Below are 14,462 nucleotides of genomic sequence, written 5' to 3'. Positions count from 1 at the left end.
ATCTGTCTGTGTGCGGGAGAAATCTTTGTTGTTGACGGGTTATAATAGCCTTTTAACGGCAACAAGTTACAGGAGCCAGTCCATGCCGGAAGCCGGTCAAACATCCCAGAGCCAGAACGCCGTCAGAAAACTCCGCGTTGTTATGGCGCAACTGGATTTCCTGGTTGGAGATATTCCGGGCAATACCGATCTGATTCTGGAGGCAACCCAGCGGGCCTGGGCGGAGCATCAGGCCGATATCGTTGTCTTTCCGGAGCTGTGCCTGACCGGTTACCCGCCGGAGGATCTCCTGTTGCGCCCGAGTCTGGACCTTCGCGTGCGCGAAGCACTGGAAGAGCTGCAAAGTGCGGCACTGCCTCCGGCGATGGTCATCGGGGCTCCTATTCGCTCTGGAGGGTTGCTATATAACGCGGCGCTGGTGATTGAAGCCGGTCAGATTCGCGGTCGCTACTTCAAACGCTTCCCGCCGAACTACCAGGTTTTTGACGAAAAGCGCTATTTCGCCGAAGGTTCCGACACGCTGGTGCTCGACATTAAAGGCCAGCCCGTCGGTATTACCGTGTGTGAGGATCTCTGGAAAGATGGCCCGCTCGAGGATGCCGCCGCCGCGGGTGCCCGGCTTATCCTTAATCTCAATGCCTCGCCCTACGATATCGATAAACAGGCCCGTCGCAAGGCTTTGCTCGAGCGCAAGTCCCGGGAGAACCGGGTCAGCATCGTCTACGTGAACCTGGTGGGCGGTCAGGATGAGCTGGTGTTTGATGGCGGCTCCATGGCGTACGACCACTCGGGTGGGCTGTCTGCGGAGGTGCCTCAGTTCGAGGAGGGGCTGTACCCGGTGGATTTCCTGTGCGAGCACCATTGTCAGCCGATTTCTCGGCCGTTACCGCCAGAACCGCAGCTGGAAGCCAATGTTTACAACGCCCTGGTGACCGGCGTACGGGATTACGTGAACAAGAATGGTTTCAGGTCGGTAGTACTGGGCCTGTCCGGCGGCATCGATTCGGCAGTTACACTGGCGGTTGCGGTGGATGCCCTGGGCAAGGAGCGTGTGCGCGCGGTGATGATGCCGTTCCGGTATACCTCCAGCATCAGCCTGGAAGATGCCGAAGCCGAGGCCACCGCTCTGGGTGTGCAGTATGACGTGTTCTCCATTGAGCCCATGTACGATGCCTTCATGGCGGCGCTGGCAGAACCGTTTGCGGGCACAAAGCCGGATACCACTGAGGAAAACCTTCAGGCTCGTCTGAGGGGGGTGCTGCTCATGTCGCTGTCCAACAAGTTTGGCTCGTTGGTGCTCACGACTGGCAACAAGAGTGAAATGGCGGTTGGCTATTCCACGCTATACGGTGACATGGCCGGTGGCTTTGATGTTCTGAAGGATGTGCCGAAAACGCTGGTTTTCCGGCTGGCGCGCTACCGCAATACCCTGTCACCAGTGATTCCGGAGCGGGTGATTACCCGCCCGCCCTCAGCCGAGCTGGCGCCAGACCAGAAAGATGAGGACAGCTTGCCGGGCTATGACGTGCTGGATCAGATTCTGAACCTATACGTGGAGCGTGATTACAGTGCTGATGCTATCGTCGCGGAAGGGTTTGAGCGCGAGGATGTGGACAGGGTGGTCAGGCTGGTTGATATCAATGAATACAAGCGGCGCCAGGCCCCCATCGGTGTTCGTATTACCGAACGGGGCTTTGGCAAAGACAGACGCTATCCCATTACCAATGGCTGGAAGAGCGGGAAGTAATCCCGCTCTTACTCATCCCCCATCAGACCGAAGGTCACCACGTTGGTCAATGACCGGTTCTGGCGGCGAAGAAGATCTGATTCGTACTCACCGTTGTCATTGAAGGAGTCGCTGTTCGGGAAGTTTTTTCTCAGCGTGGCAATGGCATCGTTGGCGCCCTTTTTCAGCTCCAGAAAGCGGAAGGTATCCGCCATGATCATCAGAGCCTCTTCCACTGAAGGCGAAGACGGGTAGTTCTCCACTACGTAGCGAGCACGGTTGTTGGCGGCCACGTAGGCTTCACGTTTGATGTAGTAACGGGCAGCGTGCAGTTCCAGTTCGGCCATTCGATTGCGGATGGCGATCATACGCTGGCGGGCGTCCAGAGCGTAGTCACTGTCCGGAAACCGGTTGAGCAACTGTGAGAAATCGCGGAACGCCTGCAATTGCTCGCCGGGATTGCGTGCGGCCGCATCAACAGGGAAATAGCGTGTGGCCAGTCCCAGGTCCAGATTATAGGAGGCGAGCCCTCTCATGTAGAGCGCGTAGTCCAGATGCTCACTCTGCGGATTCAGGCGAATGAAGCGGTCGGCGGCAGCCCGGGAACCTTCAAGGTCGAGGTTCTGGTAACGGGCAAAGATCAGATCGAGCTGGGCCTGTTCGGCATAACGGCCGAATGGATAATAGGTTTCCAGGGCATCCAGGTTCTGTTCGGCTTCGTTGAAGTTGCCCGAGTTCATGGCCTCACGGGCATTCTCGTAATAGGTTTGTTCCGGCAGGACTTCCACCTCCTTCTGGGACGCACAGCCGGCGGCCAGCGCAAAAAGTGTGGAAAGTAGCAGTAATCGAACGACTGATCTCATGCCGGAATCCCGTATAATGTTCAGAACTTGTGGTTGGATTGGTCATTGTAACGGGGAAGGCTGTCTGTGTGCAGTGTTTCCCGATATTGGCACCAGAATCTGACCGAAACGTAACATCGCCGCCTGTCCGGCGGCCGTCTGCGCCAGAAACCAACGGCGAAAACGAGGCTGAATGACTTCCGAAAACCGAATTACCGGCCAATTTACCGTACCGCCGGAGCTCAGCGATAAACGGCTGGACCAGGCGGCGGCGGAACTGATGCCCGAGCATTCCCGCTCCCGCCTGCAGTCCTGGATCAAGAGCGGAGCCCTGACGGTGAATGGAAAATCCCGTAAGCCGCGGGACAAGGTAATGATGGGCGATTCCCTGGCTCTCGATGCTGAGCCGGAAGTGCAGGTGACCTGGGAAGCAGAACCCATCAGCCTGGATATCGTCTACGAAGATGAGCATTTGCTGGTGATTAACAAGCCGGCCGGGTTGGTGGTGCACCCAGCGGCCGGCCATACTGATGGCACGCTGGTGAACGCCCTGCTGAATTACGCGCCGGAAGTGGAAAACCTGCCGAGGGCAGGTATTGTTCACCGCCTGGACAAGGATACCTCCGGCATCATGGTGGTGGCCCGCAGCCTGATTGCACATACCTCCCTGGTAGACCAGTTGCAAACGCGCACGATGGGGCGGGAGTATGAGGCCGTGGTGGTGGGCGCGCTGACCGGTGGTGCAACAGTTGACGCACCTATTGGCCGTCATCCGCAGGATCGTAAACGCATGGCCGTGGTTTCCAGTGGCAAACCGGCGGTCACCCATTACCGTCTGCTGGAGCGTTTTGCCGCGCATACCCTGGTTCGTTGCAAGCTGGAAAGTGGCCGCACCCATCAGATCCGTGTGCACATGGCGCATGTGCGCCACCCGCTGGTTGGTGATCCTGCCTACGGTGGGCGTCTGCGGTTGCCCAAAGGCACTACAGAGGAGCTTCGGGATGTACTGGCTGCGTTCACCCGGCAGGCCCTGCATGCGAGACAGTTGACCCTTGAGCATCCGGAAACGGGTGAGATTCTGAGCTGGGAGGTGCCGCTACCAGAGGATATGGTTCACCTGATCGAAGCTCTGCGCAAACACGCCCGTGAGCTGGAAGAACGTGATTTCTGACAATTACATCCTGAGGCCGAGTTGGTCCGCACCGGGGGCGGTGCAAGCCATGTGCACGACTCGCAAGGGAGGCGTCAGTGAGGCGCCGTGGAGTTCGCTCAACCTCGGGGATCATGTCGGGGATAGCCCTGAATCTGTCGCCGAAAACCGGCAGCGCCTGGCCCGCTTCACGGGGTTAGAGGTGGATCGGATTGGCTGGTTGAATCAGGTGCATGGTACGAGGGTGGTCGAGCTTACACCCGACAACGCCAAGCAGGTTCCGGAAGCAGATGCCAGTTTCACCCGATTTCCCGGCCTTGGTTGTGTCATTCTGACTGCCGACTGCCTGCCCGTGGTGATTGTTGATTCCGATGGAACCGTAGTGGGGGCTGCTCACGCCGGCTGGCGCAGCCTCAGCGGAGGCGTGCTGGAAAACCTGGTCAGTGCGATGGCGGTTGAGCCTGACAAGCTTTCGGCCTGGCTGGGTCCCGCCATTGGCCCCGACAGTTTCGAAGTTGGTCCGGAGGTGTGCGAAGCGTTTGTCCGGCATAGCCCGGTGGCTGAGAACGCCTTTAAAACCAGGGGGGCTCGCCCGGGCCATTTCATGGCCGATATCTACAGCCTGGCAGCCCTGCGCCTGCATCAGGTTGGCGTCTCGGCGGTCGCTGGCGGTAGCCTGTGCACCGTTCAGGATCGGGAATGGTTCTTTTCCTATCGCCGGGATGGTCAAACCGGCCGTATGGCGACCCTGGTCTGGTTAAAATCCTGAACTCCTGATTGCTCTCCCTGATGTGTTAACTGACAGCCGTCAAATTTCTGACGAATTGAGGTCGGCTCAACTTGAACTCCCCCCACTTGCCCCTACATTAAGTTTCAAAGCAATCGGAATATCCGCACCACAGGGTTGATCGGTATTCACTACGAATTTTGGGGATAAGAACACATGAGAATCGACAAGCTCACCAGCAAACTGCAAACCGCGTTGGCGGATGCGCAGTCCATCGCGGTTGGCAAAGACCATAACTTCATCGAGCCCGTGCATCTGATGCAGGCCCTGCTGGACCAGCAGGGAGGCTCCATTAAACCGCTGCTCAAACAAGTGGGGGTCGAGCCCGGCCGGGTACGGCAGGCCGTGGCGAAGGAAATTGAGAACCTGCCGGAAGTGCAGGGCAATGCCGGCGATGTGTCCATGTCGAACGACATGGGTCGACTGTTCAACATTTCCGACAAGCTGGCCCAGAAGCGGGGTGACCAGTTCATATCCAGTGAGCTGGTTCTGCTGGCGGCGGTTGAAGACCGCGGTTCGCTGGGGCGCATTCTGCGAGAGCAAGGCGTTGACAAGGCGGCGCTGGAAAAGGCGATTGACGAAGTGCGTGGGGGAGAGTCGGTGAATGATGCGGGCGCTGAGGAAAACCGTCAGGCGCTTTCAAAGTACACCATTGATCTTACCGAGCGGGCTGAAGCCGGTAAGCTGGACCCGGTAATCGGTCGCGACGACGAAATCCGTCGCACCATTCAGGTACTGCAACGCCGGCGCAAGAACAACCCCGTGCTGATCGGTGAGCCTGGTGTGGGTAAAACCGCGATTGTTGAGGGGCTGGCCCAGCGTATCGTCAACGGCGAGGTGCCCGATGGCCTGAAGGACAAGAAAGTACTGTCGCTGGACATGGGCGCATTGATTGCCGGCGCCAAGTTCCGGGGTGAGTTTGAGGAGCGCCTGAAGGCAGTGCTTAACGAGCTGTCGAAACAGGAAGGTCAGATCATCCTGTTCATTGACGAAATCCACACCATGGTAGGCGCCGGGAAAGCCGAGGGTTCGATGGATGCCGGAAACATGCTGAAGCCGGCGCTGGCCCGGGGTGAGTTGCACTGTGTCGGCGCCACCACGCTGAATGAGTACCGGGAGAATATTGAAAAAGATGCAGCACTGGAACGCCGTTTCCAGAAAGTGCTGGTCAGCGAGCCCAGTGAGGAAGATACCATCGCCATCCTGCGTGGGCTGAAAGAGCGCTATGAGGTTCACCATGGGGTTGAGGTAACGGATGGCGCCATCATCGCGGCCGCCAAGCTGTCTCATCGATATATTACCGATCGTCAGTTGCCGGATAAGGCCATTGACCTGGTGGATGAAGCGGCCAGCCAGATACGTATGGAAATGGACTCCAAGCCTGAGGCTCTGGATCGCCTGGAGCGCCGGCTGATTCAGCTCAAGATTGAGCGGGAAGCCCTGAAAAAGGAAACCGACGCCGCCTCTAAGAAGCGGCTGGAAGAGTTGTCTGCCGTTATCGGCAACGTTGAGCGCGAATACGCCGACCTTGAGGAAGTCTGGAACACTGAAAAGGCGGCTCTGCACGGCTCCCAGAAGATCAAGAGCCAGCTGGAGCAGGCTCGGATTGACCTGGAGAATGCCCGCCGTGCAGGGGATCTGGGCAAGATGTCCGAGCTGCAGTACGGCAAGATCCCGGAGTTGGAGCGCCAACTGGATATGGCCAGCCAGGCGGAAATGATGGAAATGAAGCTGTTGCGCAACCGGGTCACGGATGAAGAAATTGCGGAAATCGTCTCAAAGTGGACCGGGATTCCGGTATCCAAGATGCTGGAGGGTGAGCGCGACAAGCTGATGCGCATGGAGGAAGCCCTCCACGATCGGGTCATTGGCCAGGATGAGGCCGTGGAAGCGGTATCCAATGCGGTGCGCCGGTCCCGGGCTGGACTGTCGGATCCGAATCGTCCCAATGGTTCTTTCCTGTTCCTTGGGCCGACCGGGGTGGGGAAGACCGAGTTGTGCAAGGCGCTGGCAAACTTCCTGTTCGATACCGAAGAGGCCATGGTTCGCATCGATATGTCGGAATTCATGGAGAAGCACTCGGTCGCCCGTTTGATTGGTGCGCCTCCCGGATATGTGGGGTATGAAGAGGGTGGCTACCTGACCGAGGCCGTGCGTCGCAGGCCCTACTCGGTTCTGCTTCTGGATGAGGTTGAAAAGGCGCACCCGGATGTCTTCAACATCCTGCTGCAGGTGCTGGATGATGGGCGTCTGACCGATGGTCAGGGCCGCACGGTCGACTTCCGCAACACAGTGGTGGTGATGACCTCAAATCTGGGTTCCCACATCATTCAGGAGAAGGCCGGAGAAGAGAACTACGAAGACATGAAGTCGGCGGTGATGGAAGTGGTTGGCACTCATTTCCGGCCGGAGTTCATTAACCGTGTGGATGAAGTAGTGGTGTTCCATCCGCTGGCGGAGTCCCAGATTCAGGGCATTGCCCGCATCCAGATCGAGAATCTGGCTCGTCGCCTGAAGGATCAGGATATGAAACTGGAACTCGGAGACGACGTCATGCAGTTGCTGGCGGAAGTCGGGTACGACCCGGTTTATGGTGCCCGGCCGCTGAAGCGGGCGATTCAGCGCATGATCGAAAATCCGCTGGCGCAAAAGCTGCTTCAGGGTGCGTTTGTGCCCGGCGATATCATTCGCGCAACGGTGCAGGAAGACCGGTTGGTATTCAGCAAGAACGGCTGACGAGGGAACTACAGTTGCTGATTTAAAAAAGGGCGGAAGACACGAGTCTCCGCCCTTTTCTGTTATCCGAACCCCTAGGGTTTAACGCGGGCTGCTGCCACCTTGTTCCGGGCCGCAGTTTTCGTCTGCGATTTCCTGGAATTTCTGGCGCTGCTGCGCAATTTCCTCGGGACTCAGATACCGAGATTCACCGTTCTCCTCCACCCGGATACGAGCGTTGTTATTGATCACCTCAAGATTGGAGCGAGCTGTGCCGCAGTTGGCCTCGCGCTGCTTCCGGCGAGCTTCTTCAACCGCGGATTCTTCTCGTTGCTGCTGCTCTGCCGCTTGTTGTTCCTGCAGTTCGTCCAGCTGTTCCTGTGCGCTTCGGCGCTGAACACCAGCGCCCTGACTGGTGCCGGAACGAACGTTGACCTGCTCGGCGTTACGGCCGGTTGGCTGTCGGTCGCCAAAGTGTGTTACGCCGTTCTCGTCTGTCCACTTATAGACCGAAGCGCTGGTTGCAAGGCCGGGTGCGGCCGCCATCAATACCGTCAGCAATAATATTTTTCGGTTCATGTCTCTGCTCGTCACTTGGTTACTGCCTGTGGCTATCATGCCATCGGATGGCTGGATTTTCCTGTCTCTGGTTCAAAATCTTGCACGCAGTTTTGCACAGTATGGCGGAGAGAGGCGAATTCGGCGGTAATTAAGCCACAGCGCCTATTGACAGCGAGTTTCCCGCTGTCAGAATTACCGATTGCCTGAAGACTGGGGTCAATACGGCAGGCAATCCCGAGCGAGTATCCCCCGTTAATCACCACACTGCGCTCGCCAGCGTCTGGCGGGCCTTGGTTGTTGCTTACGTGCAACCCGTTGATTGGCCGCTCTCCGCAACCCTCAGGAGGGCGGCTGGCCAGGAGACAACCTCTTTAGTTTTGGTGTGGAGGAGTACGCCGGTTCCGCTTTCACAAGAAGCAGGGAAACCGAGAATCCAGGCAACCGGGGCGTAACCCGGCTCATTCACTCGTAGAAGAGGGTAGAAAATCGTGGAGTTATTGTCTGGCGCCGATATGCTGATCCGCTCCCTGCAGGATGAAGGGATCGAATACATATACGGCTATCCGGGTGGTGCAGCCCTTCATATTTATGATGCGCTGTTCAGGCAGGACAAAGTCAAGCATATTCTGGTGCGGCACGAACAGGCGGCGGTCCACATGGCCGACGGCTATGCCCGTGCAACCGGAAAACCAGGTACCGTACTGGTGACCTCGGGTCCTGGAGCCACCAACACCATTACCGGCATTGCCACCGCGTTCATGGATTCCATCCCCATGGTGGTTCTGTGCGGCCAGGTTGCATCCACCCTTATTGGTGAGGATGCCTTCCAGGAAACCGATATGATCGGTGTTTCCCGTCCGGTGGTTAAGCACAATCTGAGCGTTCGTCACCCCGAGGAAATCCCTGAGGTAATCCGCAAGGCATACTACATCGCTGCTACCGGTCGTCCCGGTCCGGTTGTGGTTGATATCCCGAAGGATATGACCACACCGAATGAGCGCTATGAGTACTCCTATCCCAAGAAGGTCAAGCTGCGCTCCTATAACCCGGCGGTTCGTGGCCATGCCGGTCAGATCAAAAAAGCCGTCGACATGCTGATGGCGGCCAAACGCCCGGTCATCTATGCCGGCGGCGGTGTGATCCTGGGCAAGGCTTCCAGCCAGTTGACCGAGCTGACCCGGACCCTGGGCTTCCCTATCACCAACACCCTGATGGGCATCGGTTGCTATCCGGCGACTGACAAACAGCACCTGGGCTGGCTGGGTATGCACGGTACCTATGAAGCCAACATGGCGATGCACCATTCAGATCTGATTCTCTGTGTGGGCGCGCGCTTTGATGATCGCGTGACCAACGCCACCGAGAAGTTCTGCCCGGGCGCGCGCATTATTCATATCGATATCGACCCGGCATCTATCTCAAAGACCATAGATGCAGACGTGCCCATTGTCGGCCCGGTGGATGCGGTACTGAAAGAAATGCTGTCGCTGGTAAAAGAATCCAGGGACAAGCCGGATGCCGAGGCGCTGGCATCGTGGTGGAAGCAGATTGAAGAGTGGCGCGCGTTCCACGGCATGCGTTACGAGACCAGCCCGGATGTAATCAAGCCCCAGGAAGTGGTCGAGATGCTCTGGAAGCTCACCAATGGTGATGCCTTCGTAACCACCGATGTAGGTCAGCACCAGATGTTTGCTGCCCAGTACTACAAGTTCGACAAGCCGAACCGATGGATCAACTCCGGTGGCCTCGGCACCATGGGCTTCGGCCTGCCGGCCGCCATGGGCATCAAACTGACCCATCCGGAAGATGAAGTGCTGTGCTTTACTGGTGAAGGCAGTATCCAGATGAATATCCAGGAACTGTCCACCTGCAAGCAGTACGATCTGCCGGTGAAGATCATCAACCTGAATAACCAGGCTCTGGGCATGGTCAAGCAGTGGCAGGACATGAATTACGAGTCCCGCCATTCCCAGTCTTACATGGAGTCTTTGCCGGACTTCATCAAGCTGGCGGAAGCGTATGGTCATGTGGGTGTGCGCATTGATCGCAAGGAAGACCTGGAGCCCAAGCTCAAGGAAGTCCTGGCCATGAAAGACAAACTGGTGTTTGTCGATATCTATGTGGACCGCTTTGAGCATGTCTATCCCATGCAGGTCGCTCGAGGATCCATGAAAGACATGTGGCTCAGCAAAACGGAGAGGGTGTGATCATGCGTCGAATCATTTCTGTTTTGCTGGAAAACGAACCCGGCGCACTGTCTCGTGTGGTTGGCCTGTTTTCGCAGCGCAACTACAACATCGAAACCCTGACCGTAGCGCCCACGGAAGACGAAACCCTGTCTCGCCTGACTGTCACCACGACAGGTTCCGACAAGGTTATCGAGCAGATCACCAAGCAGCTGAACAAGCTGATCGAAGTGGTCAAGCTGGTGGATCTGACCGAGGGCGCTCACATCGAGCGGGAGCTGATGCTGGTCAAGCTCAAGGCAACCGGATCCCAGCGTGCCGAGATCAAGCGCACGGTGGATATCTTCCGTGGCCAGATTGTGGATGTCACCAGTTCTGTCTACACCGTGCAGCTTGCCGGCGACAGTGAAAAGCTGGACGGCTTCATTCAGGCGGTGGGCACTTCGGGTGTTCTGGAAGTTGTTCGCACTGGTGTATCTGGCATTGCCCGGGGCGAAAAGGTGCTCAGCCTGTAAGGGCTGCCGAAACAAATCGAAAATCATGGCCCCGAGGGGGCAGTACATATAATAGAGGTTTCTCATGCAGGTTTATTACGATAAGGATTGCGATCTTTCCATCATCCAGGGCAAGAAAGTTGCCATTCTCGGCTTCGGCTCCCAGGGTCACGCTCATGCGTGTAACCTGAAGGACTCCGGTGTAGACGTGGTTGTTGGTCTGCGTGCCGGTTCATCCTCCATCGCCAAGGCTGAAGCCTATGGACTGAAGACCAGCGATGTGGCTTCTGCCGTTGCATCTGCAGACGTGGTCATGGTTCTGACGCCGGACGAGTTCCAGGCCCAGCTGTACCGTGAGGAAATCGAGCCGAACCTGAAGCAGGGCGCTACCCTGGCCTTCGCTCACGGTTTTGCGATTCACTACAACCAGATCGTTCCGCGCAAAGATCTGGACGTGATCATGGTTGCTCCGAAAGCTCCGGGCCACACTGTGCGCACCGAGTTCACCAAGGGCGGTGGTATCCCTGACCTGATTGCGATCTTCCAGGACGCGTCCGGCAACGCCAAGAATGTAGCTCTGTCCTACGCCAGCGGCATCGGCGGCGGCCGTACCGGTATCATCGAAACCACCTTCAAGGACGAAACCGAAACCGATCTGTTCGGTGAGCAGGCGGTTCTGTGCGGTGGTGCGGTTGAGCTGGTTAAAGCCGGCTTCGAAACCCTGACCGAAGCAGGCTACGCTCCGGAAATGGCGTACTTCGAGTGTCTGCATGAGCTTAAGCTGATTGTTGACCTGATGTACGAAGGCGGTATCGCCAACATGAACTACTCCATCTCCAACAACGCCGAGTACGGTGAATACGTAACCGGCCCGGAGGTGATCAACGAGCAGTCCCGCGAAGCCATGCGTAACGCACTGAAGCGCATCCAGAGTGGTGAATACGCCAAGATGTTCATCTCTGAAGGCGCATTGAACTATCCGTCCATGACCGCTCGCCGTCGCCAGAATGCGGCTCACGAGATCGAAACCGTGGGCGAGAAGCTGCGTTCCATGATGCCGTGGATTTCCGCGAACAAGATCGTGGACAAAGACAAGAACTGATCCGGATTTTCGGTAAGGTTTGGAAACGCGGCCCCTTGTGGCCGCGTTTTTCGTTTATACTCCGCCCAAATGCTTTCCGGAGTTTATGGAATGACTGAAGAAAAGAATACCGTGGAAAAATCAGAAACCAGGAAAGCCGCAGATCCGGAAATTGAGCCCGGTGAAGTGGTTGAAGAGGAGCTTGTTGAGGGGGCCAAGGTTCGTCGCAAAGGCATTTACCTACTTCCCAACGCGCTGACGACAGCCTCTCTGTTCTCTGGATTCTATGCGATTGTTTCTGCCGCCAATGGTGTGTTCGACAATGCAGCCATCGCCATTTTCGTGTCCATGATTCTGGATGGACTGGATGGCCGTGTCGCCCGGATGACGAATACTCAGAGCAAATTCGGTGAGGAATACGACAGCCTTGCCGACATGGTGGCCTTCGGTGTTGCGCCCGGCCTGGTGGCGTTTTTCTGGTCCCTCAACGGATTGGACAAAGTGGGCTGGGTGGTTACGTTCATCTACGTGGCCGGCGCAGCATTGCGGTTGGCCCGGTTCAATACCCAGATCGGCTCCGTGGACAAAAAATACTTTGTGGGCCTGCCCAGTCCATCGGCAGCTGCCTGTGTTGCGGGGCTGGTGTGGTGTTTCCACCGTTTCGAGCCATCGTCCTGGCTGACGTTGCTGACAATTATCGTTGTGGCCGGAACCGGTGTGCTGATGGTCAGCAATATTCTCTACCGCAGCTTCAAGGATCTCGATCTTCGAGGTCGGGTGCCTTTTGCGGCGATACTTCTGGTCGTCCTGGTGTTTGTGGTGATCGCCCTTGATCCCGCCACCGTACTGTTCACCGGGTTCCTGATTTACGCACTTTCCGGTCCGGTTCGGGCTCTGTTCCGTCGCAAGCCGGCCCGCGCCCGGTAGGACTTGCCCCTCGGCCGAGTGAATCGGCCGGGAATTTTCTCGGGAACCTCCGGTCAGTTACCTCAAGTAATGAATTGGAGATTTCCGATGCTTATCAAGCGCCGCCCGTCGTGGGCCTTGTCAGAATCTGCAGTGACGCCTGAATCCGTCTACCTGAACCGGCGGAAATTCATGGCCGGGACGATGGCATCCGCTGCGGCGCTGACCATGCCGGCCCTTCTCAGGGCGGAGGAGGGCGGAATTCCTGGCGACGCCCTGCAGTATAAGGCCATGCCGGCGTTTTCTACCGACGAAAAGAAAGCGCCTTACCCCGCGATTACTTCCTACAACAATTTCTATGAATTTGGCACGGATAAGGGCGATCCTGCGCGCTATGCCGATGCCATGTCGGTCGACCCCTGGTCTGTATCTGTCGAAGGTGAATGTGCAAAGACAGGCGCCTATGCGCTGGAAGATCTGCTGAAGCCTCACCAGTATCAGGAGCGTATTTACCGGTTGCGTTGTGTGGAAGCCTGGTCGATGGTGATTCCGTGGGTCGGAGTGCCGTTGGCCGAAGTGCTCGCCAGTCTGGAGCCGACGTCAAAAGCCAAATACGTCTACTTCGAAACCCTTCACGATCCGGACCAGATGCGTGGGCAGCGCTCGATGTTCAGCGTGATTGACTGGCCCTACCGGGAGGGGCTCCGGATGGACGAGGCCATGAACGAGTTATCGTTTCTGGCCATTGGTTTGTACGGCAAGACCCTGCCAAACCAGAATGGTGCGCCGATCCGCCTGGTTGTGCCGTGGAAATATGGCTTCAAGAGCATCAAGTCGATCGTCCGTATCCGCTTCATGGAGGAGCGACCCAAGACCAGCTGGGAGATGATTGCGCCTGAAGAGTATGGCTTCTATGCCAACGTGAATCCGGAAGTGGATCATCCGCGCTGGAGTCAGAAGCGTGAGCGTCGCCTGCCCTCTGGTTTTTTGAGTCCGAACTGGATCGAGACAGTGAAGTTTAACGGCTATGGTGAACAGGTCGCTCATTTATACAAGGGCATGGATCTTTCCAGGTATTATTGATGGCATCCAAGGCTTCTCGTCAATTTCCCTATACTCCGGTTAAAGCCCTGGTTTTTCTGACCTGCCTGATTCCGCTCGCGTTGATCGGGTGGGGCATCCAGAGCGGTAATCTGGGGCCTGATCCAGGCCAGACCATTACGGAAGCACTGGGTATCGCAGCGTTCCAGTTTCTGCTGATAACCCTGTTGATCTCACCATTGCGAAAAATCACAGGTTGGGCCGGTTGGCTCCGTTTTCGCAGGATGCTGGGGTTATATGCTTTTTTCTACGCGGCGTTGCATGTGCTCGCCTTCCTCCAGTTCATCCTTGGATGGTTTGATCTATGGGCAACCTTTACCAAGCGCCCCTATATCATCGCGGGTGGCTTGGCGTTCCTGTTAATGGCGCCGCTGGCGGCGACCTCGACCAGGGGCATGATGAAGAGGATGGGGCGCGGCTGGAAACCGTTACATCGCCTTATCTACAGCTCGGCACTCCTGGCCTGGGTTCATTTTCTGTGGCAGGCGCGCAGCGACGTGACCGAAATGATGATCTATGGCCTGGTGCTGGCTGTTTTATTGGGTGCCCGGGTGTACTGGTCAGGTTTTTCCACGCTCATTCCTCTGAGAAGAGCGTGATTTTGATCAACGCCTGATCGTTTTGGTGGGTATTTGATCGCTGACGTAGGTGGAAACCGAAGCCCGGCAAAATAAATTGAAAATGGGCGTTGACAGTTTTCCTGAGGGCTGTAGAATGCGCACCACTTCTGAGGGACACGGCAGACAACGCCGGTTCACGAGGAACGCAACTACTTGAAAGTGTTCGAAAATTTGCTTCAAAAATTCTTCGAAAAAAGTGGTTGACAGGGCAGCGGAACGATGTAGAATACGCGGCCTTGATTGAGCAACAGCTCAAACGCTCTTTAAAAAGTTAACCAAGTAATTCGTGTGGG

12 protein-coding genes are annotated in these 14,462 nt (G+C 56.8%); 10 read left to right on the top strand and 2 right to left on the bottom strand.

Annotated elements, in window-relative coordinates; genetic code table 11:
* Positions 1 to 82 precede the first annotated feature (82 nt).
* On the top strand, positions 83 to 1,747 hold the full coding sequence (locus C7436_RS16520) for an NAD+ synthase (protein WP_121208503.1): 1,665 nt from the start codon (positions 83 to 85) through the stop codon (positions 1,745 to 1,747).
* A gap of 8 nt (positions 1,748 to 1,755) precedes the next feature.
* Here the strand turns inward: C7436_RS16520 and C7436_RS16515 are convergent, their stop codons facing one another.
* The gene (locus C7436_RS16515; RefSeq protein WP_121208502.1) at positions 1,756 to 2,589 is read right to left on the bottom strand and encodes an outer membrane protein assembly factor BamD; all 834 of its coding nucleotides are present in this window, start codon (positions 2,587 to 2,589) and stop codon (positions 1,756 to 1,758) included.
* 172 nt (positions 2,590 to 2,761) lie between these two features.
* On the opposite strand from C7436_RS16515, the gene rluD reads away from it, so the two are divergent.
* The 3 genes from rluD (at position 2,762) to clpB (ending at position 7,241) form a co-directional block, all read left to right on the top strand.
* Positions 2,762 to 3,739 (top strand): 23S rRNA pseudouridine(1911/1915/1917) synthase RluD, encoded by a 978-nt coding sequence (gene rluD, locus C7436_RS16510; RefSeq protein WP_011784396.1) that lies wholly within the window; start codon positions 2,762 to 2,764, stop codon positions 3,737 to 3,739.
* Positions 3,740 to 3,788: 49 nt separating this feature from the next.
* Positions 3,789 to 4,487 carry a peptidoglycan editing factor PgeF gene (pgeF, locus tag C7436_RS16505; protein ID WP_410110935.1) on the top strand — a complete coding sequence of 233 codons (699 nt, stop codon included), beginning with the start codon at positions 3,789 to 3,791 and terminating at the stop codon, positions 4,485 to 4,487.
* A 174-nt stretch (positions 4,488 to 4,661) separates the two neighbouring features.
* The gene (clpB, locus tag C7436_RS16500) at positions 4,662 to 7,241 is read left to right on the top strand and encodes an ATP-dependent chaperone ClpB (RefSeq protein ID WP_022992226.1); all 2,580 of its coding nucleotides are present in this window, start codon (positions 4,662 to 4,664) and stop codon (positions 7,239 to 7,241) included.
* Between the two features lie 81 nt (positions 7,242 to 7,322).
* On the opposite strand, the gene C7436_RS16495 is transcribed toward clpB, so the two are convergent.
* Positions 7,323 to 7,799 carry a DUF4124 domain-containing protein gene (locus C7436_RS16495; protein WP_031210239.1) on the bottom strand — a complete coding sequence of 159 codons (477 nt, stop codon included), beginning with the start codon at positions 7,797 to 7,799 and terminating at the stop codon, positions 7,323 to 7,325.
* Positions 7,800 to 8,269: 470 nt separating this feature from the next.
* Between C7436_RS16495 and C7436_RS16490 the strand changes: the two genes are divergently transcribed.
* The 6 genes from C7436_RS16490 (at position 8,270) to C7436_RS16465 (ending at position 14,148) form a co-directional block, all read left to right on the top strand.
* On the top strand, positions 8,270 to 9,988 hold the full coding sequence (locus C7436_RS16490; RefSeq protein ID WP_011784400.1) for an acetolactate synthase 3 large subunit: 1,719 nt from the start codon (positions 8,270 to 8,272) through the stop codon (positions 9,986 to 9,988).
* A gap of 2 nt (positions 9,989 to 9,990) precedes the next feature.
* Complete coding sequence (ilvN, locus tag C7436_RS16485; RefSeq protein WP_011784401.1) at positions 9,991 to 10,482, top strand: acetolactate synthase small subunit; 492 nt, start codon at positions 9,991 to 9,993, stop codon at positions 10,480 to 10,482.
* A 64-nt stretch (positions 10,483 to 10,546) separates the two neighbouring features.
* Positions 10,547 to 11,563 carry a ketol-acid reductoisomerase gene (gene ilvC / locus C7436_RS16480; RefSeq protein WP_011784402.1) on the top strand — a complete coding sequence of 339 codons (1,017 nt, stop codon included), beginning with the start codon at positions 10,547 to 10,549 and terminating at the stop codon, positions 11,561 to 11,563.
* Positions 11,564 to 11,653: 90 nt separating this feature from the next.
* A complete protein-coding gene (gene pssA / locus C7436_RS16475) occupies positions 11,654 to 12,469 on the top strand; it encodes a CDP-diacylglycerol--serine O-phosphatidyltransferase (RefSeq protein WP_121208500.1) in 816 nt (271 codons plus the stop codon).
* Positions 12,470 to 12,556: 87 nt separating this feature from the next.
* Positions 12,557 to 13,531 carry a protein-methionine-sulfoxide reductase catalytic subunit MsrP gene (gene msrP / locus C7436_RS16470; RefSeq protein ID WP_121208499.1) on the top strand — a complete coding sequence of 325 codons (975 nt, stop codon included), beginning with the start codon at positions 12,557 to 12,559 and terminating at the stop codon, positions 13,529 to 13,531.
* Positions 13,531 to 14,148, top strand: a complete 618-nt coding sequence (locus tag C7436_RS16465; protein ID WP_121208498.1) for a protein-methionine-sulfoxide reductase heme-binding subunit MsrQ — start codon at positions 13,531 to 13,533, stop codon at positions 14,146 to 14,148. Before msrP ends, C7436_RS16465 begins: the two co-directional genes overlap by 1 nt.
* Positions 14,149 to 14,462 lie beyond the last annotated feature (314 nt).

This window comes from Marinobacter nauticus, assembly GCF_003634635.1.
In the GTDB taxonomy this organism is placed as follows: Bacteria; Pseudomonadota; Gammaproteobacteria; order Pseudomonadales; family Oleiphilaceae; genus Marinobacter; species Marinobacter nauticus.
The sequence above is the reverse complement of the archived record's forward strand: the minus strand, read 5'-3'. Positions and strand labels throughout refer to the sequence as shown.